This is a genomic window from Streptomyces sp. NBC_01217 (genome assembly GCF_035994185.1).
Lineage (GTDB): Bacteria > Actinomycetota > Actinomycetes > Streptomycetales > Streptomycetaceae > Streptomyces.
In genome coordinates, this window is sequence record NZ_CP108538.1 from 217116 (window position 1) to 237045 (window position 19930).

Below are 19930 nucleotides of genomic sequence, written 5' to 3' on the forward strand. Positions count from 1 at the left end.
CGCGACCAGGATCTCCAGCCGTTCCAGTCCGGCCAGCGCCGCTTCCTTGCCGCCGGCCGACTCCGGGAACATCCGGAGTCGTACATGGGCGGCGAGCGCGAGGGGCGTGGCGTGGTCGAAGACCACGGAGGCCGGGAAGGACATGCCGGTCGCCGCGGACATCAGGTTGCGGAACTGCATGGCGGCCAGCGAGTCGAACCCGAGGTCGCGGAAGACCTGGTCGGGTGCCACCTGCACGATGTCGTCGTGGCCGAGCACGGTGGCCGCCCAGCGGCGGACGCCCGTGAGCAGTGCCGTGTCCCGTTCCTCGCCGGACATTCCGGCGAGCCGGTCGCGCAGCGACGGGCCGTCCCCCGCGGCGGTGTCCGTCTCCGTGGCGGGACGGGCCGACGCCATCGCCGTACGCCGCTCGGCGGCCAGCCGTGCAAGCAGCGGCGGCAGGGCATCACCGGCGGTGTCGAGCGTGCTCGGGGCCGGGCCGCCCACCACCCCGTGCGCCGTGCGGTCCGCCGAGGCCCACGCCACCGCGTGGGCGGCGACCGTCGAGTCGAGCGGCGCGCCGTGCAGCGGTCCCGGCAGCAGGCCGGTCAGCACCGGGTGCCGGGCGGGACCGAGCGCGGCGAGCGCGGCACGGTCCGGCTGGACCGGGACCAGCACCGGTTCGCCGCTGCGCAGTGCGTCGTTGAGCAGCGCGACGTTGTCCCGCTCGGGCAGCGGGACCAGCCCGGTCGCCCGCAACCGCCGCACGTCCTCCAACGTCAGGGGGCCACTCATGCCGCCGCCGACGTCCCACACGCCCCAGGCGATCGAGGTCGCCGGGAGGCCCTGGGCGCGGCGGAGGCGGGCCAGCGCGTCGAGGAACGCGTTGGCCGCTGCGTAGCCGCCTTGGCCAGGGTTGCTGAGCGTGCCCGCCAGGGACGAGAACAGCACGAACGCCGTCAGCGGCAGCTCGCGGGTCAGCTCGTGCAGGTGCCAGGCGGCGTCGGCCTTCGGCGCCAGTACGGCCGCGATCCGCTCCGGCGTCAGCGCGCCGATCTCGTCGTCGTCCACGACGCCCGCCACGTGGAACACACCGGCCAGCGGGTGTTCCTGCGGTACGGCGGCGACGAGCCGCGCGAGCCGGTCGGGGTCGGTCAGGTCGCAGGCGACGATCTCGACGTGGGCGCCGAGCGCCGTGAGTTCGTCGCGCAGTTCGGCCGCCCCCGGCGCGGCGGTGCCCCGGCGGCCGGCGATCACCAGGCGTCGCGCGCCGCGTCGCCGGACCAGGTCGCGAGCCACGATGGCGCCGATCGCACCGGTGCCGCCTGTGACCAGCACGGTCCCCGGCCCGTCGAACCGGGGCGGCGGTCCGTCCACCGCCACCGGGGTCAGACGGGGCACCAGGACGGCCGCGCCGTGCACGGCCACCTCGGGCTCCGCGACCGCCACGGCCACGCGCCACGCGTCGGCGCCGACGCCGGGACGCCAGTCGAGCAGCGTGATGCGGCCGGGCTGTTCGGCCTGCGCCGAGCGGACCAGGCCGCGTACCGCCGCCGCGACCAGGTCCTCGCCCGTTCCGTCGCTCGTGCCCTCGGTCGTGTCGGCGCGGCAGGCGACGATCAGCCTGCTCGCCGCGAACCGGGCGTCGCCGAGCCAGGTCTGGAGTGTCCGGAGTGTCTCCGCGACCGCCTCGCGGGTCCGGGTCACGACATCCGGCCCGGCGCCGGCGGGCGCCGGCAGGACGACGACCTCGGGTGCAGTTCCGGCGTCGAACACCGCCGCCAGGTGCGTCTGCTGACGTATTGTCAGGCCAGCCGCGCGCAGCGCGCGAGTCAGGTCCGTGCCGCCGTCGCCGCCGAGAACCACGTACGAACGTGCGGGCCGCGCGATGGCGGCGGCGACCGCGTCGGCCGGCGCCGGCACCCACGCCACGCGGTGCAGGCCCGGCCCGGCCGTGGTGTCCTCTCCGTCCTCCCCGTCCGCCACGGCCAGGGGGCTGCACGCGATCACGGTGGCCGCCCGGCCGCGGGCGCGCCGCCGGTCCGCGACGGCCGACAGGGCCGCCGCGGAGACCGCCTCGACGGCCCGGCCGGGCCCGCCCCACACCGCCGAAGCGGAGGTGACCAGGACGAAGGCGTCGAGGTCGGTATCAGTGAGGAGGTCGTCGAGCAGTTCCGCGCCGTGCAGCGCGGCCCGAGTGTCCTCGGCGAAGCGGGCGGTCGGCGCCGCGAGCGCGTCGGCAGGCGCGGGCCGCGTACCGGCCGCGTGGACGACGGCGGTCAGGCCGCCGTCCTCGGTCAGTCCGCTCACCAGCGCGGCCAGTGCCGCCCGGTCGGTGACGTCGCAGGCGGCGAACGTCACCCGCGCGCCCAACCCGGCCAGTTCATCCCGCAGGGCCTGCGCGCCGGGCGCCCGGTCGCCGCCCCGGCCGGCCAGCACCAGATGCGACGCGCCCTGCCGGGCCAGCCACCCGGCCAGGCCGGCGCCGACCGTGCCGGTGCCACCGGTAACCAGTACCTTCCCCCGCGGACGCCAGGTCCGGCCGGTCGCGGCGGGCGCGGGCGCCACCCGGCGTGCAAAGACGCCAGCCGGCCGTACGGCGAGTTCGTTCTCGGCGACGGCCCCGGTGAGCGCGTGGCGCACGAGGGTGCCCAGCGTCCCGGGGTCGGCGTCCGGCGCCACGTCGATCAAGCCGCCCCACTGGTCCGGCCGCTCCGTGGCGAGCACGGCGCCGAGCCCCCACAGCGCCGCCTGGCCGGTGCTGCCGGCCGGCTCGTCGTCCTCCCGCACGGACACCGCGCCGGAGGTCACGCACCACACCCGGGTGCCGACCTCGCGCGCGGCGCGGACGAGGTTCCGGGTGGCGACGAACCCATGACTCAGCCACGGCATCCCGGGCTCGGGCCAGTCGTCCAGGCCCAGCAGCGACACCACGGCCGACGAGCCCTGAGCGGCGAGCAGCGCCGCGAGCCCGGCGACGTCGTACGACTCCGCCGGAACCGGCACCAGCCGGGCGCCCGGCGCGGCGGCCAGCGCGGCCGTGATGCCGTCCGCCGCGACGGCGCCCTCGGGCACCAGCACGCACCACTCCCCCGCCGCGACGCCGCCCTCACCGGCCTGTGCCGGGATCTCGTCCCATGTGACGTGGAAGCGCTTGCCGTCCAGATCGGCGTCGGCCTGCCGGTCGGTGTGCCAGGCCGACAGGGCGGGCAGGACGGCGTCCAGCGAGGCGCGTTCGTGGTCACCGGCCAGCCGTAGGGTGTCGGCGAGGGCCGCCGTGTCGCCGTCGCAGACGGCCCGCCAGAAGCGTTCCGCGGCCTCGCCGCCGGAGGCGAGTTCGACCGTACGTCGGGCGCCGGCCTTGGCCGCGACGCGGTCCTGGCGGTCGGTGCCGAGCCAGAACCGCGAGCGCTGGAAGGCGTACGTCGGCAGGGCGACGTGCCGTGCGCCGGTGCCGTCGAAGAACCCGGCCCAGTCGACGGTGGCACCCGACACGTGCAGGCGGGCCAGCCCGGTGATGACGGTGCGTGCCTCGTCGCGACCGCGGCTGAGCAGGTGGGCCTGCGTCGCGGGACGGCTGTCCTCGAAGGCGTCCCGGGCCAGGCCGGTGAGCGCGCTGCCGGGGCCCGTCTCCACCCAGCGGCGGACACCGGACCGGGCCAGGGACCGCACTCCGTCGTGGAAGCGGACCGCCTCGCGGGCCTGCCGTATCCAGTGCTCGGGGTCGGCCAGTTCGGCGGCGGTGGCCGTGCGGCCGGTCAGGGTGGAGACCAGCGCGATGCGCGGCGCCGCGGCGGTCACCGAATTGAGCGCCCGTCGGAACTCGTCGACCACCGCGTCCATGTGCGGCGAGTGGAAGGCGTGGCTGACCTGGAGCCGTTTGACGCGCCTGCCGCGGGCGCGCAGCACCTCCGCGAGATCGAGTACGTCGGCGCGGTCGCCGGAGAGCACCACGGCCGTCGGCCCGTTGACCGCGGCGACGGCCACGCCGGTCCGGTCGGCGAGCAGTTCGGCGACCTCGGCCTCGGTGGCCTCGACGGCGGCCATCGCTCCATCGGCGGAGACCTCGCCCATCAGCCGCCCGCGGGCGGCGACCAGCGCCGCCGCGTCGGCGAGCGACCACACGCCCGCGACGTGGGCGGCGGCCAGCTCGCCGATCGAGTGCCCGCTCAGGTAGTCCGCCTGGACGCCCCACCGCTCCAGCAGTCGGTACAGGGCGACTTCCACGGCGAACAGGGCGGGCTGGGTGACGTCGGTACGGTCGAGGAGCGCGGCCCCGTCGGAGCCCTCGGGCGCGAACAGCACGTCCCGCAGGGGCCGTTCGAGATGCGGCGCGAAAGCGTCGCAGATCTCGTCCAGCGCCGACGAGAACGCGGGGAACGTCTCGTACGCCTGCCGTCCCATGCCCGGGTACTGGGCGCCCTGGCCGGGGAACAGGAAGGCGGTCATGCCGTCGTGGGTCTTGCCCCGGAGAACGGACGCCGACTCCTCGCCGGAGGCGACGACTTCCAGGCCGCGCAGGGTCGCCGCCCGGTCCTCGGCGACCACGACCGCGCGGTGCGACAGCGCGGCGCGCGTGGTGGACAGGGACAGCGCGAGGTCCGGCTCGGCCGTCTCGGCGCCGATGCCGAGGTGGGAGCGCAGCCGGCCGGCCTGGGCGCGCAGCGCCGGCTCGGACGCGCCGGACACGGCCACCGGCAGCGGGAAACACGGCGGCGCGGCGAGAGAGGCCGGCGCGGAGCCCTCGGACGTCTCCGGCTCCCCGGACACCTGGCGCGTCCCGAGTCTCCCGGATGGCTCCGGCGTCCCGGTGGCCGGCTTCGAGGCCGCCGGGGCCTCCTCCAGCACCACGTGCGTGTTGGTGCCGCTGAACCCGAACGCCGACACGCCGGCGCGGCGCGGGCGCGCCGCACGCGGCCACGGCTCAGCCTCGGCCAGCAGCCGGGCCTCGCCCGCCGACCAGTCGACGGCCGTGGTCGGGTGCTCCGCGTACAGCGAACGCGGCAGCGTCTCGTGGCGCAGCGCCTGCACCATCTTGATCACACCACCGACGCCGGCGGCCGCCTGGGAGTGGCCGATGTTGGACTTCAGCGACCCCAGCCGCAGCGGCTCGCCGCCGGCCCGGTCGCGCCCGTACACCGCCAGCAGGGCCTGTGCCTCGATCGGGTCGCCCAGCCGGGTGCCGGTGCCGTGCGCCTCGACGGCGTCGACCTGGTCCGGGGTGAGGCCGGCATCGGCCAGGGCCGCGCGGATCACGCGTTCCTGGGCGGGGCCGCTCGGCGCGGTCAGGCCGCTGCTCGCGCCGTCGTTGTTGGCCGCCGTGCCACGGACGAGCGCGAGGACCCGGTGGCCGTTGCGTCGCGCGTCCGACAGCCGCTCCAGCAGCAGGACGCCGACGCCCTCGCTCCAGCCGGTGCCGTCCGCATCCTCGGAGAACGCCTTGCAGCGTCCGTCGCGGGACAGCCCCTGCTGGCGGCTGAACTCGACGAACACCTCGGAGGTGGACATCACGGTCGCGCCGCCGGCCAGCGCCAGCGTGCACTCGCCGGAGCGCAGCGAGCGGACCGCCAGGTGCAGCGAGACCAGCGAGGACGAACAGGCCGTGTCCACGGTGATCGCCGGGCCCTGGAACCCGAAGGTGTACGCGACCCGGCCGGTGGCGATGCTGTGGGCGCTCCCGTTCATCAGGTAGCCCTCCAGCTCGCCGGCGTCCTCGGGGCCGAGCGTCCCGTAGTCGTTGTGCAAGACGCCCGCGAACACCCCGGTCCGGCTGCCGCGCAGGGAGTGCGGGTCGATGCCGGCCGTCTCGAATGCCTCCCAGGAGGTCTCCAGGAGGAGCCGCTGCTGAGCGTCCATGGCCAGCGCCTCGTTGGGCCCGACGCGGAAGAACGCGGCGTCGAAGTCGGCGGCGGTCTCCAGGAATCCACCCCGGTGCGTGTAGCTGCTGCCGTGGTGCTCGGGGTCGGAGTGGTACAGCGAGGCCAGGTCCCAGCCTCGGTCCGTGGGGAACTCCGAGGTGGCGTCCCGGCCGTCGGCGACCAGGTCCCACAGTTCCTCGGGGCTGGTCACCCCGCCGGGAAACCGGCAGCCCATGCCGATCACGGCGATGGGCTCCCGGTCCCTCTCCTCCAGTTCCCGCAACCGTTCCCGGGTGTCCCGGAGATCCGCGGTCGCCCGCCTCAGGTAGGTGAGAAGCTTGCCCTCGTTGTCCGTCACAGCAACCTCGATGAGTACCGCGGAACGTCCCGCTCGCCTGGCCCCGTTGTCCCTCGGGCCGCCTCGACCCTAGGAACCCGGGGCCGGGCGGCTAACCCCTAGCAGCCCCCATCCCGCCCTTAACCCGCACGTCAGTCCGGGTCCCGCGGCGGTCTGCGCGGTCCCGGGCCCCGGCTCCTACCCGCCCAGCTCCCCGTCCAGGAACCGGAACAGCTCGTCCGCGCTCGCGCTGTCGAGCCCGACAGCACTCGCCGCAGGGGCGAGCCCGCCGCCGTCAGGGTCGGCCGCGGCGCGCTTCGCCCACGCGTCGGCCAGCGCGGTCAGCCGTGCCCCGATCCTGGCGTGCTGCTCGGGCGCCTGGCCCGCCATCGAGGTCAGCAGTGTCTCCAGCCCCGCCAGCGTCGATTCCAGGGCCGGGTCGGGCGCCCCGTTACCGTCCTGGGCCGTGGCATCCAGTTCCGAGCCGAGGTACTCAGCCAGCGCCTGGGGCGTCGGATGGTCGAAGATCGCGGTCGCGGGCAGCCGCAGACCGGTCGCGTTGCCGAGCCTTCGGCGCAGTTCGACACCGGTGAGCGAGTCGAATCCGAGTTCCAGGAAGCCCCGGCCGGGGTCGATGTTCTCGGGACCGTCGTGCACCAGCACGGCCGCCGCATGGCTGCGGACAAGGTCCAGCAGCAGGTGCCGCCGCTGCGGGGCGGTCAGCCCCGCCAGCCGTTCGGCGAGCGACGGTTCGCCCGGCGCCGGGGCGTCCTCGGGCCCTTGTGCGTTCCCCTGTCCCGGCACGGCCGTCAGCAACGTGGTGACGGGAGCCGCCTCCAGCCAGTACCTGCGGCGCTGGAAGGCGTAGGTGGGCAGATCCACGCGGGCCGGGCGTTCGGTGCCGAGCACCGCGTCCCAGTCCAGGGTGCCGCCGCGCGCCCACCACTGGGTCAGCGACCGTGTGAACCGGTCCAGGCCACCCTCGCCGCGCCGCAGCGTGCCGACCACCACCGCGTCGACCTCGGCCTCCTCGGCCATGTCCTCGACAGCGGACACCAGTACGGAGTGCGGGCTCACCTCGATGAAGTGCCGGTGCCCCTCGCGCAGCGCGACGTCGAGCGCGCCGGCGAACTCCACCGTCCGCCGCACGTTGGCGTACCAGTACTCGGCGTCCGCCTCGGCCCCGGTCATCCATGCGCCGGTCACCGTCGACAGCCATGGGACGGTGCCGCGCCGGGGGCGTATCGGGCCCAGCTCGGCCAGCAGCCGCTCGCGTACGGCCTCCACCTGTACGGAGTGGCCCGCAACGTCGGCTTCCACGCGTCGCGCCCACACGCCGTCGGCGGCGCACCGCTCGAGGAGCGCCTCCAGCCCGGCGACCGGACCGGCGACGACGGTGGTGGACGGCCCGTTGACCGCCGCCACCGACACCCCGTTCGCCTCGGACAGCCACTCGCGCACCTGATCGGCGGAAAGGGCCACCACGGCCATCCCGCCCGTCCCGGACAGTTCCAACAGCGCCCGGCTGCGTACGACGACGATCTTGGCTGCGTCGGCCAGTGACAGCGCCCCGGCCACACAAGCCGCCGCGACCTCGCCCTGCGAATGCCCGATGACCGCGGCCGGCCGCACGCCGTACGAGCGCCACAGCTCCGCCAGCGACACCATCACCGCGAACAGCACCGGCTGCACCACGTCGATCCGTTCCAGCGACGGCGCTCCCGGCGCCTCGCGCAGCACGTCGACGACATCCCATCCGGCCAACTCGCCAATCGCGTCCGCGCACTCACGCAGCCGCCGAGCGAACACCGGCGAGCTGTCCAGCAGCTCCAGGGCCATGCCCGCCCACTGCGAACCCTGACCGGGAAAGACGAACGCGGTCTTCCCGCCGGCGGCCGCGACCCCCTGCGCGATCGCGTCCGACGGCTCACCGGCGGCCAGGGTCTCCAGTGCGGAGGCGAACGACGCCGGGTCGCCCGCGACTACGGCCGCGCGGTGATCGAACGCCGTACGCGTGCGGGCGAGAGCGTGGGCGAGTGCGCGTACGTCGGTGCCGGGTTCGCGGTCCAGCCAGTCCCGCAAGTTCCGCGCCTGGGCGCGCAGGGCGGCTTCGGTGCGCCCGGACAGCACCAGGGGCGGCGCGGCGGCCACGGAAACCCCCACGTCGGCCACGACCGCGACCGCGGCCCGCGAAGGCGCCTCCTCGACGATCACGTGCGCGTTCGTCCCACCGATACCGAACGACGAAATACCCGCCCGACGCGTCCGACCACCAGCGGGCCACGGCTGGGCCCGCGTCAACAACTCCACCCGCCCCGCACCCCACTCCACATGCGGACTCGGCTCATCCACATGCAGCGTGCGCGGCAGCTCACCATGACGCATCGCCATCACCATCTTGATGACACCCGCCACACCCGCCGCCGCCTGCGTATGACCGATGTTCGACTTCACCGACCCCAACAACAGCGGACGCTCCCGCTCCTGCCCGTACGTCGCCAGCAACGCCTGCGCCTCGATCGGATCACCCAGCCGCGTCCCCGTACCGTGCGCCTCCACCACATCGACCTCGTCCGCCCGCAACCCCGCCGACGCCAACGCACGCCGGATCACCCGCTGCTGCGACGGACCGTTCGGCGCCGTCAGACCATTGCTCGCACCGTCCGAATTCACCGCCGAACCCCGCACCACCGCCAACACCGGATGCCCAAGACGCCGCGCGTCCGACAACCGCTCGACGACGAGGACACCGACGCCTTCGGAGAGAGCGGTGCCGTCGGCGGCCGCGGCGAAGGGCTTCGCGCGACCGTTCTCGGCGAGTCCCTGCTGACGGCTGAAGTCGAGGTACACCTCTGGCAGCGACAGCACGGTGACACCACCGGCCAGCGCCAGGTCGCACTCGCCGTCGCGCAGCGCCCGCGCCGCCAGGTGCAGGGCCACCAGCGACGACGAACAGGCCGTGTCCACGCTCATGGTGGGCCCCTCAAGGCCCAGCACGTACGCGACGCGACCGGACACCACGCTGGTCAGGCTGCCGTTGCCAAGGTAGTCGGCGACACCCTCGTCGGGCATCCTGACGGGCCGGCTGCCGTAGTCGTTGTACATGACGCCGGCGAACACGCCGGTCTGGCTGCCGCGCAGGGTGGCGGGGTCGATGCCGGCGCGTTCGATGGCCTCCCAGGACGCCTCCAGGAGGAGCCGCTGCTGCGGGTCAGTAGCCAGGGCCTCGCGGGGGCTCATCCCGAAGAAGTCGGCGTCGAAGTCGGCCGCGTCGTCGAGGAAGCCGCCGTCTCGTACGTACGTCCTGCCCTGCGTGCCCGGCTGCGGGTCGTAGAGCGCGGCGATGTCCCAGTCGCGGTCCGTCGGGAACGGGGTGATCGCGTCCACGCCATCGGCGACCAGGGTCCACAGGTCCTCGGGGGTGCTGACGCCGCCGGGGAACCGGCAGCTCATGCCGACGATGACCACCGGGTCCTCGTCCGTCGCCGCGACCGGTGGCGCGGCCGGTACCGGGACGGGGGAGGCGTGCTCGTCGCCGAGCAGTCCGGTCAGGAGTTCGCGGGCCAGTACCTGGACGTTCGGGTGGTCGAAGACCACGGTGACCGGGAGGCGCAGGCCGGTGGCAGCGCTGAGCCGGTTGCGCAGGTTGACCGAGGACAGCGAGTCGAGGCCCATTTCGCGGAAGCTACGCAGCGGCTCGACGTCCGACGGGTCGGCGTAGCCGAGGACAGCCCCGACGTGCCGTCGGACCACCTCGAGCAGGATGCGTTCCCGTTCGCTGTCCTGCGGTTCGGCGACGAGCCGGCGCTGCAGGCCGTCGGTGTCCGGGCCGGTGTCGCCGGCCGCCGCGCGGCGCGGTGCCGCGGGCAGCAGCGCGCGCAGCAGGGCGTGCGCCGGTTCCGGCCTGGCGCGGACCGCCGCCAGGTTGAGGAGCATGGGCACCAGCACGGGTTCTGCCGTGGCGCAGGCCGCGTCGAACAGCCGCAGTCCCTCCTCGGCGCGCATGGCCACCGCTCCGGAGTTGGCGAGCTGCACGCGGTCGGTGTCGGTGAGCCGGGCCAGCATGCCGCTGGGCTGCTCCCACAGGCCCCAGGCCAGGGAGTGCGCGGGCAGGCACTGGGCGCGGCGGTACCGGGCGAGGGCGTCGAGGAAGGCGTTGGCGGCCGCGTAGTTGGCCTGTCCGGCACCCTCGTAGGTGCCCGCCGCGGACGAGAACAGCACGAAGTGGGTGAGGTCCAGGCCGCGGGTGAGTTCGTGCAGGTGCCAGGCCGCGTCAGCCTTGGGGCGCAGGACTGTGTCGAAGGCCTCGGCGTCCAGAGCGGTGACCGTCCCGTCCGCGAGGGTGCCCGCGGTGTGCAGCACCGCGCGCAGCGGCCGGTCCGCGGGGACGCGGGCGAGCAGCGCGGCCAGGTCCGCGCGGTCGCTGACGTCGCAGGCGCGTATCTCCACGTCGGCGCCCAGCGCCGTCAGTCCGGCGCGCAGTTCGGCGGCTCCGGGGGCGTCGGGACCTCGCCGGCTGGCCAGCAGCAGGTGCCGTGCGCCGTGCTCGGTGACCAGGTGGCGGGCGAAGAGCGCGCCGAGGCCGCCGGTACCGCCGGTGATGAGGACCGTGCCCGACGGGTCGAAGGCGGCGGGCACGCCCAGGGGGCCGGCGGCGGACAGGCGGGGCGCCCGCACGACGTCGTCGGTCAGCCGCACCTCGGGCTCGTCGTCCGCCAGAGCGGCGGACACCGCGTCCGTCAGATCGTCGCCTTCGCCGTCCCAGTCAAGGAGCAGGAAGCGGCCGGGGTGTTCGGCCTGGGCCGCGCGGACCAGCCCGGCGACCGCGCCGGCGACCGGATCGGCACCCTGCCCGCGCACCACCACGACGAGCCGGGACTCGGCGAACCGCTCGTCCGCCAGCCACCGCTGGACGGTCGCGAGGACATCGGCGAGGACCTCCCGAACCTGGCGGAGCAGATCGTCGGCGGACGGCTCCCCCTCGACGGGCAGCAGCACCACCTCGGGTGCGGCGGAGTCATGGGCCACGGCGTCGGCGAGCGCGGCGAGATCGGTGAACCTGGCTGCCGGTGAGGGCAGTTCGCCCAGTACGGCCCAGCGTGCCGTCGCGGCGGCGTCGCCGTCCTGCCGGAAGGCGTGCAGCGGCGCCCAGCCGACCTGGAAGAGTCCGTCGCCGGGTGCGGCGGGAACGAGCCCTTCGAGCGGCACCGGGCGGGACGTCAGCGAGCCGACGACCGCGACCGGGGAACCGGCCGGGTCGGCGAGCCGTATCGTCACCCGGCCCTCGGCGTCGGTGGTCAGGTGGATGCGTAGCGCCGCCGCGCCACTGGCCGCCAGCGACACCCCACTCCAGGAGAACGGCAGGCTGACGCCGTCCTCGCCGGTGGTGTCGTCGGCGTCGGTGGCCAAGAGTGCGTGCAGGGCGGCGTCGAGCAGGGCCGGGTGCAGACCGAAGCGGCCCGCTTCCGCGCGGGCCGGCTCGGGCAGCGCCACCTCGGCGAAGATCTCGTCGCCGCGCCGCCAGAGCGCGCGCAGGCCCCGGAAGGCCGGACCGTATCCGTAGCCTCGCTGGGCCAGGCGCTCGTACAGCCCGTCGACGCCTACCGGCTCCGCACCGCGCGGCGGCCATTGGGCCGGCAGGGAACGCGTGTCGGAGGTCTCCGCTTCGTCGGGCGCCATGGCGCCGGTGGCGTGGCGGGTCCAGCGTCCCTGCGCGCCGTCCGGCCGTGAGCTGATCGTCAGCGGGCGACGGCCGTCGTCGTCGGGCGCGGCGACCGAGACGCGCAGCGTGACGCCGCCGTACTCGGTCAGCGTCAGCGGGGCGGTCATGACGAGTTCCTCGATCCGCCCGCAGCCGACCTCGTCGCCCGCGCGGATCGCCAACTCGACGAGCGCGGTGCCGGGCAGCAGGATCGTGCCCGCCACCGTGTGGTCGGCCAGCCAAGGGTGGGAGCGGACCGACAGGTGCCCGGTGAGCAGCGCCCCGTCCGGGTCTGCCGTGGCGACGACGGCGCCCAGCAGCGGGTGACCGGCGGGCCGCACTCCGACCGAAGCGAGGTCGCCCGCGGTCGTCCGGGGCACTTCTGGCCAGTACCGCCGGCGCTGGAAGGCGTATGTCGGCAGGTCGAGGCGGCGGGGCCGGTCCGCGCCGAACATCGCGGTCCAGTCCACCGGGACCCCGTGCGTGAACGCCTCGGCCACCGAGGCGTGGAACCGGTCGAGGCCGCCGTCGTCGCGGCGCAGGGAGCCGATCGCGGCCGCGGCGGGCTCGGTGTCCGCGAGGTCCGAGTAGGCCGCGGTGTCCTCGATCGCCGAGGCCAGCGCCGGATGCGGGCCGGCCTCGACGAAGACCCGGAGGCCGTCGCGCAGCGCTTCCCGCACGGCGTCCACGAACCGCACCGGCCGGCGCAGGTTGGTGTACCAGTACTCGGCGTCCATCTCAGTGCCGTCGATGCGCGCGGCGGTCACGGTCGAGTAGACCGGAACCGCGGCCCGCCGTGGCTCGATGCCGACGAGTTCGGCCAGCAGCCGCTCGCGTACGGCTTCCACCTGGGGCGAGTGCGAGGCGTAGTCCACGTTCACGCGTCGCGCCCACACGCCGTCGGCGGCGCACCGCTCGAGGAGCGCCTCCAGCCCGGCGACCGGACCGGCGACGACGGTGGTGGACGGCCCGTTGACCGCCGCCACCGACACCCCGTTCGCCTCGGACAGCCACTCGCGCACCTGATCGGCGGAAAGGGCCACCACGGCCATCCCGCCCGTCCCGGACAGTTCCAACAGCGCCCGGCTGCGTACGACGACGATCTTGGCTGCGTCGGCCAGTGACAGCGCCCCGGCCACACAAGCCGCCGCGACCTCGCCCTGCGAATGCCCGATGACCGCGGCCGGCCGCACGCCGTACGAGCGCCACAGCTCCGCCAGCGACACCATCACCGCGAACAGCACCGGCTGCACCACGTCGATCCGTTCCAGCGACGGCGCTCCCGGCGCCTCGCGCAGCACGTCGACGACATCCCATCCGGCCAACTCGCCAATCGCGTCCGCGCACTCACGCAGCCGCCGAGCGAACACCGGCGAGCTGTCCAGCAGCTCCAGGGCCATGCCCGCCCACTGCGAACCCTGACCGGGAAAGACGAAGACCGCCTTGGCCTTGTTGGACACGGCGGCGGTGGTCACCTCGTCCGCCGGTTCACCCACGGCCAACGCGCGCAGTCCGGCGAGGAGTTCGTCCAGGCCGGCGCCGTGTACGGCCGCCCGGTGCGGCAGTGCGGCGCGGGTGGTGACGAGCGCGTGGGCCACGTCGCGCAGGTCCGGTGCGGGCACGGCGGCGAGATGATCGGCGAGCCGCGCGGCCTGGGCGCGCAGGGCGGCTTCGGTGCGCCCGGACAGCACCAGGGGCGGCGCGGCGGCCACGGAAACCCCCACGTCGGCCACGACCGCGACCGCGGCCCGCGAAGGCGCCTCCTCGACGATCACGTGCGCGTTCGTCCCACCGATACCGAACGACGAAATACCCGCCCGACGCGTCCGACCACCAGCGGGCCACGGCTGGGCCCGCGTCAACAACTCCACCCGCCCCGCACCCCACTCCACATGCGGACTCGGCTCATCCACATGCAGCGTGCGCGGCAGCTCACCATGACGCATCGCCATCACCATCTTGATGACACCCGCCACACCCGCCGCCGCCTGCGTATGACCGATGTTCGACTTCACCGACCCCAACAACAGCGGACGCTCCCGCTCCTGCCCGTACGTCGCCAGCAACGCCTGCGCCTCGATCGGATCACCCAGCCGCGTCCCCGTACCGTGCGCCTCCACCACATCGACCTCGTCCGCCCGCAACCCCGCCGACGCCAACGCACGCCGGATCACCCGCTGCTGCGACGGACCGTTCGGCGCCGTCAGACCATTGCTCGCACCGTCCGAATTCACCGCCGAACCCCGCACCACCGCCAACACCGGATGCCCAAGACGCCGCGCGTCCGACAACCGCTCCAGCAGCAGCATGCCGACGCCCTCGCCCCACCCGGTGCCGTCCGCCGCCGCCGCGAAGGGCTTGCAGCGGCCGTCCGCTGCGAGCCCCTGCTGCTGTTCGAACTCGATGAAGGTCCGCGGTGTCGACATGACCGTCACACCGCCCGCGAGCGCCAGGTCGCACTCGCCGTCGCGCAGCGCCCGCGCCGCCAGGTGCAGGGCCACCAGCGACGACGAACAGGCCGTGTCCACGCTCATGGTGGGCCCCTCAAGGCCCAGCACGTACGCGACGCGACCGGAGGCGACGCTGCTGTCGACGCCGGTGACGAGGAAGCCCTCCGCCGCCTCGGGCACGGTGTCCGGGCGGGCGGGGTAGTCCGGGTTCATCAGGCCGACGTAGACGCCGGTCTGGCTGCCCTTCATGGACAGCGGGTCGATGCCGGCGCGTTCGAACGCTTCCCAGGACACCTCCAGCAGCAGCCGCTGCTGCGGGTCGGCCGCGACGGCTTCCGCCGGGCCCATGCCGAACATCGCCGCGTCGAACATGGGCGCTTCCGGCAGGAAGCCGCCCCGGCCGCCGGTGAACGCCTCCAGGTCCCAGCCGCGGTCGGCGGGGAACTCGCCGATGGCGTCCCGCCCCTCAGCGACCAGATCCCACAGTTCCTCGGGCGAAGCCACGCCTCCGGGGTAGCGACAGCTCATCGCGACGATGGCGACGGGCTCGACGGCGGTGGCTTCGTCGAGCCGCGAGCGCAGCCGTTCGTTCTCCCGCAGCGCGGTGCGCAGCGCCTCGGCGACCTGTTCGACAGACGTGTTCACTTGACTCGCTTTTCTAGCCGTATCCAGCCGTCCGAAGCTGTTCGAAGGCCGAAGCCGGACGGCGCTTTTCGTTCGGGAGGGCGCGGGCGTCAGCGCGAAAGCAGCACAGAGCGGATCTGCGCGGCCACGTCCGGGACGCAGTCGGAGAGGTAGAAGTGGCCCCCGGGGAAGACCTCCATCCGGAAGGCGCCGCGCGTGTGGTCCTGCCAGGCGGCAACGTCGTCGACCGACACCCGCGGGTCGCTGTCGCCGGCGAGGGCGACGATGGGAACGTCCACGACGGCGCCTTCGGTGGGCGCCTGGTATCCCTCGGCGGCCTGGTAGTCGCCGCGCAGCGCGGGCATGACCATGGCGCGCAGTTCGGGGTCGGCGAGCACCGCGGGATCCGTGCCGCCCAGGGCGGTGAGTTCCGCGACAATCCCGTCGTCGTCCAGGCCGTGCACCTTGCGGCGGGCGGGCAGCGACGGCGCGCCGCGCGCCGACACCAGCAGGGCCAGCGGTGAGGGCAGACCGTGCTCCTCGAACCGGCGAACCACCTCGAACCCGACGGACGCGCCCATGCTGTGCCCGAACAGGGCGATCGGAGCGTCGACCAGCGGCCGCAGCGCCACGAAGACCTCGTCGGCCAGTGCCCGCAGATCGGTGATCACCGGTTCGCCCCGCCGGTCCTGGCGGCCGGGATACTGGACGGCCAGCACTTCGACGTCGGGCGTCAGGGCGGCCGACAGGTGTCGGAAGTACCCGGCCGCGCCCCCGGCGAACGGCAGGCACACGAGCCTCGTTCGGCCAGACGGCGCCTCATGAAAGCGCCGCACCCATGTTCCGTCGTCCACGCTCGTTCTCAGCACGCCCGCGAGCGTGACACCGCCACGTTGCCCACCCACACCCCTACCCGGCCCGGCTCCACCCCTAGAGCACGCCGAGGACGTGGAGTGGGCCCTGTCCGTGCTCGCCCGTTCCTGGTCCAAAGTCATCTGGGCGCCCGGTAACCACGAGCTGTGGACGCCTCGCAACGACACGGTCCAACTGCGCGGCGCACACCGCTACCAGCACCTTGTGGAAATGTGCCGCCGACTCGGGGTACTCACCCCGGAAGACCCCTACGCCGTGTGGCAGGCCGCCAACGGGCCCGTGACGGTCGTCCCCATGTTCCTGCTGTACGACTACACGTTCCTGCCCGCGGGGGTTATGTCAATCCCCTGGTTTCGTAGAGACCTCTCCTATGCGGCCTTGCACCTCTGGTCGCTCTTCTTGCGTGCTTCGGTGATGGTCCGTTAGAACTCCTCCGGCGGCAGCGAGATCAGGGGGCTAATCGACGTCAAGGACGAGTCTGCCCGTGAAGTTCCGCCTGTTGTCCGCGTCGAGCGCCTCATCGTGGCGCCTCCATGAGTCCCGCCAGCCGAGCTCCACTGTCAGCTCTTCGCGGGCAACCAACTCCATTAGGCGCGAAAGGTCCTCCCCGAACGGCGTCCGCGTGATCACGGGCGAGTTCAGGGTCTTGCCCTGAGCGATGGTGCAGTCGAACGCCGCGGGCATTCCGGCGATCCAGCCGATGCTCTGCACAACGCCGCCGTCACGGAGCGCGGACCAGGCGTGTGCCAGGTAGGGGCCTCCTACGTTGTCGATCGCGACGTCAATGCCTTCTACCCCGTCGAGGTCAGAGACCACCTCGTGGGCGCCGAGGTCCGCGAGGCCTCCGGTCCGACGGGCTTGGGCTACAACGTGGGCGCCGGCGCGTGCCGCGAGCTGCACGGCAAACCGACCCACGGTGCCCGAGGCCCCGGTCACCAGGACTCGCTTTCCCGTGAGGTCGCCGGACTCTTGCAGCGCCCGCAGCGCGGTGACGCCGCCTACCGGCAGCCCGGCAGCCAGGCCCAGATCGACCCCGTCCGGAACGATGGCGACGTCGGTGGCGGCCACGGCGCGGCGCTGACCCCACGCCCCGCCGGCAAGGGCGAAGCTCACCACTTTGGAACCGGTTGCCGGGCCGCTGCCGTCGGCGGCGGAATGGATTACCGTGCCGGCCGCGTCCCAGCCCGGTACCGTACCGCTGGGGATCATGGACAGCATGCTGATCTCCCCTCGGTTCACACCGACCGCCGCCACCTCGATGACGAGTTCATGAGCGGCTGGCTGTGGTTCGGTTACGTCCTCAGAGAGCGCCAGCCCGAACAAGGCCGCGGGGTTTGCCGTCAATGCACGCATGAAAGTACCTCTGTCCCTTGCGGACCATTGCCCTGCGGTCTTGCGATGTCTGATGCCGAGAGGCTCGCTGCCCGGTTACAGCTGGGTCTGTCCGCCGTTGACCTCGTAGACGGAGCCGGTGACGAAGGAGGCCTGGTCCGACAGCAGGAAGGCGGCGACCGCGGCGACCTCGTCCGTGGTGCCGCTTCGCTTCATCGCGGTCTTGTCGGCGATGGCCTTGCGGACCTCCGGGGGCAGCTCCCTCGCGGACGGGGCGTCGATCGGCCCGGGGGCGATCGCGTTGATCCGGATGCCCCGCTGGGCGTACTCGACAGCGGCGGAGCGGGTCAGGCCGATGATTCCGTGTTTGGAGGCCGCGTAGGCAGGGCGTCCGGCGTGGGCCATGACACCGGCGGTGGAGGCCATGTTGAGGATGGTGCCGCCGCCGCTCTCGGCGAAGTACGCGAGCTCGGCCTTCATACAGTAGAAGGTGCCGTTGAGGTTGATCCCTATGACGTCGAGCCAGTCCTGAGGGTCGACCTCGTGCGTGTCGGTCAGCGCGGGAGTGATGCCGGCGTTGTTGAAGGCGAAGTGCAGCCGGCCGTAGGTGCGGACGGCGAATTCGACGAGTTCCTGGGCTGCCTGGAAGACGGAGATGTCGGCCGTGAACGCGGAAGCGTTCCCGCCGCCGGCGGTGATCTCCTTGGTGACGCGGTCGGCGCCGGTGATGTCGCGGTCGGCCACGATGATCTTCGCGCCGTCGCGGGCCAGCCGCTTGGCCGCGGCCTCTCCCAGACCGGAGCCGGCACCGGTGACGATTCCTACCTTGCCGTTGAAAGACATGATGTGGTCCTTGGTCGAGTTGTCTCGTGCCTCAGTGGGTCGGGGTCAGGACGGTGAAAACCGCCCCGGTGGGGTCCAGAAGGACCGCGATGACGCCGTGCCCGGTCGCGGTGGCCTGCATCAGTACCGTGGCCCCGAGCTGAACGGCGGCGTCGGTGGTCTGCTGGGCGTCGGCCACGGTGAAGTAGGCGTCCCAGTAGGGCGGGATCTCGGCCGGCATGGCCGGGGGCCTTGGCAGCAGTACCGAGATGCTCCGGCCGCCCAGCTGCCAGTCCCGGCGGTTCAGCGGGCCGTAGGGCTCGCCCAGAGTCCAGCCGAAGACTTCCCCGTAGAACGCCGCCGACTGCTCAACATCGTCGGTGATCAGCTCGCCGCCGTGGAAGGCGCCGGGCTCACCCGCTGCACCGCAGCCCTGGTGCTCCCCCGCTTCCCACAGGCCGAACCGGGTGCCTGCATGATCGGCCACCACCACTGACCGCCCCGCCGCGGCCAGCGCATGCGGTCCGGCCAGCAACGTCCCGCCGGCCGTCAAGACCCTCTCGACGCTCTTGCCGGCGTCGGCCACGGTGACGAACGTGGTCCAGCCGCCGCGCTGGGCACCGGGCGCAGCAGTCACGGCCGCCGCGGGACGCCCGCCCAGCAGAGCCAGCTGCGACTGTGGCTGCCCGCCAAACCCGTCAGCGAAAGCCCAGCCGAACAACCGCCCGTAGAAGCGAGTACTCACTTCGACATCGGGCGTGTCCAACTCCACCCATGCCACCATGCCGTCCTCATGGAAGTCGACTTCCATCGCTCTCTCCTTCGGTAGCCCCCTGGACTGTCAACGATAGGCATAGATGTCAGCTGCTGACAAGCAGCACCATCGAAAGACAGATGTGTCGGCCGGTGCTCGGAGCCCTGGAGGGCGGCTCGGTCCCGGGTTCACACTCTGCGGATGATGCGAAATATCTGATCATTTCGGGGTGCCTCGCCCGACGGCGCCAGGGAGGGCCCGACTCTTCCCACCTGCCATCAAATGACGCACATGGCATCCGATGACAGTTAAGATGCAGGAATGGCAGCCACAGGTGCGAAGACGGAAGGCGGCGGGGTGCGCGAGGTCGCCCGCCGCGCGGTCCAGGCCGAGATCGCGGCCAAGGCGATGAAGCTGTTTCTGGTTCAGGGGTTCGAGCAGACAACGGTCAACCAGATCGCCGCCGAGGTCGGGATCTCCAGCCGGAGCGTCTTCCGGTACTTCGACTCGAAGGAAGAGATGGTGGTCGGCGAGCTCATCGAGCTCGGCACCGAACTCGTTGCGGCCCTGGAACACCGACCCGCGCAGGAAGACCCATGGGTAGCACTGCGGCAAGCCCTGCAGGTCTGCGTCGACTCATTGGAAGGGCACCCACTGGGGCTACGCCGGGCCACCATGCTTGCCACCACCCCCTCGCTGCGTACCGCCATGATCGACAAGCATCTGCGCTGGCAGCAGATACTCGTTCCCGACATCGCGAAGCGACTGCAGCACGGCGGCGAGTTGGCTGAACTCCAGGCGCGCGGACTCGTCTCCGCCGCCCTGAGCTGCCTGGACGTCGCCGCCACCGCATGGACCGAAACCCACGACACCCGGACGTTGACAGACCTCGTAGACCTGGTGTTCGCCGCCGTACGTCCCCAATAAGCCGTTTTAAGTTGATTCAGTCAGCGTTTTCAGCGTTGCCCCCGGGCCCTCCCTGCCTCGGCCCAGGACAACGACATCAAGCCCCTCGAGCGGATCGCCGGTGTCCGCACCGCGGACTCGCGCTGGGCCACTGCAGGCCGGCGCCTTGAAGTGGCCGTTCACCCCGCGTCCGCCCTGGGCAGCGGTTCCGGAGCGCTTTCCGGACCGCGCGCGTCTCGTCCCGTTCCTCGGATGCCGTCGAACGCCAGGCAGAGCACGCGCTCGCGTTGCGCG

At 73.1% G+C, this 19930-nt stretch carries 6 protein-coding genes and 2 pseudogenes; 2 read left to right on the forward strand and 6 right to left on the reverse strand.

What is annotated here, in order from left to right:
- Positions 1 to 93: 93 nt before the first annotated feature.
- The 3 genes and pseudogenes from OG507_RS00740 to OG507_RS00750 form a co-directional block, all read right to left on the reverse strand.
- Positions 94 to 6195 (reverse strand): annotated as a pseudogene (locus OG507_RS00740) (type I polyketide synthase); the annotation flags it as partial.
- A 177-nt stretch (positions 6196 to 6372) separates the two neighbouring features.
- Complete coding sequence (locus OG507_RS00745; protein ID WP_327365147.1) at positions 6373 to 14970, reverse strand: type I polyketide synthase; 8598 nt, start codon at positions 14968 to 14970, stop codon at positions 6373 to 6375.
- Between the two features lie 89 nt (positions 14971 to 15059).
- A complete protein-coding gene (locus OG507_RS00750) occupies positions 15060 to 15743 on the reverse strand; it encodes a thioesterase II family protein (RefSeq protein ID WP_327365148.1) in 684 nt (227 codons plus the stop codon).
- A gap of 139 nt (positions 15744 to 15882) precedes the next feature.
- Here OG507_RS00750 and OG507_RS00755 point away from each other — a divergent pair.
- Positions 15883 to 16155: pseudogene (locus OG507_RS00755) on the forward strand (metallophosphoesterase); the annotation flags it as partial.
- Positions 16156 to 16278: 123 nt separating this feature from the next.
- Here OG507_RS00755 and OG507_RS00760 read toward each other — a convergent pair.
- The 3 genes from OG507_RS00760 to OG507_RS00770 form a co-directional block, all read right to left on the reverse strand.
- A complete protein-coding gene (locus OG507_RS00760; protein WP_327365149.1) occupies positions 16279 to 17175 on the reverse strand; it encodes a zinc-binding dehydrogenase in 897 nt (298 codons plus the stop codon).
- A 75-nt stretch (positions 17176 to 17250) separates the two neighbouring features.
- Positions 17251 to 17997, reverse strand: coding sequence for an SDR family NAD(P)-dependent oxidoreductase (locus OG507_RS00765; protein WP_327365150.1), 747 nt, complete (start codon positions 17995 to 17997; stop codon positions 17251 to 17253).
- 31 nt (positions 17998 to 18028) lie between these two features.
- Positions 18029 to 18787, reverse strand: coding sequence for a VOC family protein (locus OG507_RS00770; RefSeq protein ID WP_327365151.1), 759 nt, complete (start codon positions 18785 to 18787; stop codon positions 18029 to 18031).
- Positions 18788 to 19051: 264 nt separating this feature from the next.
- Here OG507_RS00770 and OG507_RS00775 point away from each other — a divergent pair, with 264 nt between their 5' ends.
- Positions 19052 to 19657: a TetR/AcrR family transcriptional regulator gene (locus tag OG507_RS00775; protein ID WP_327365152.1), complete on the forward strand. Its 606-nt coding sequence runs from the start codon at positions 19052 to 19054 to the stop codon at positions 19655 to 19657.
- Positions 19658 to 19930 lie beyond the last annotated feature (273 nt).

Excerpts from the sequence above, each read along its gene's own strand:
- OG507_RS00770 (WP_327365151.1), bottom strand. The coding sequence starts at position 18,787 with ATGGAAGTCGACTTCCATGAGGACGGCATGGTGGCATGGGTGGAGTTG.
- OG507_RS00760 (WP_327365149.1), bottom strand. The coding sequence starts at position 17,175 with ATGCGTGCATTGACGGCAAACCCCGCGGCCTTGTTCGGGCTGGCGCTC.
- OG507_RS00765 (WP_327365150.1), bottom strand. The coding sequence starts at position 17,997 with ATGTCTTTCAACGGCAAGGTAGGAATCGTCACCGGTGCCGGCTCCGGT.
- OG507_RS00775 (WP_327365152.1), top strand. The coding sequence starts at position 19,052 with ATGGCAGCCACAGGTGCGAAGACGGAAGGCGGCGGGGTGCGCGAGGTC.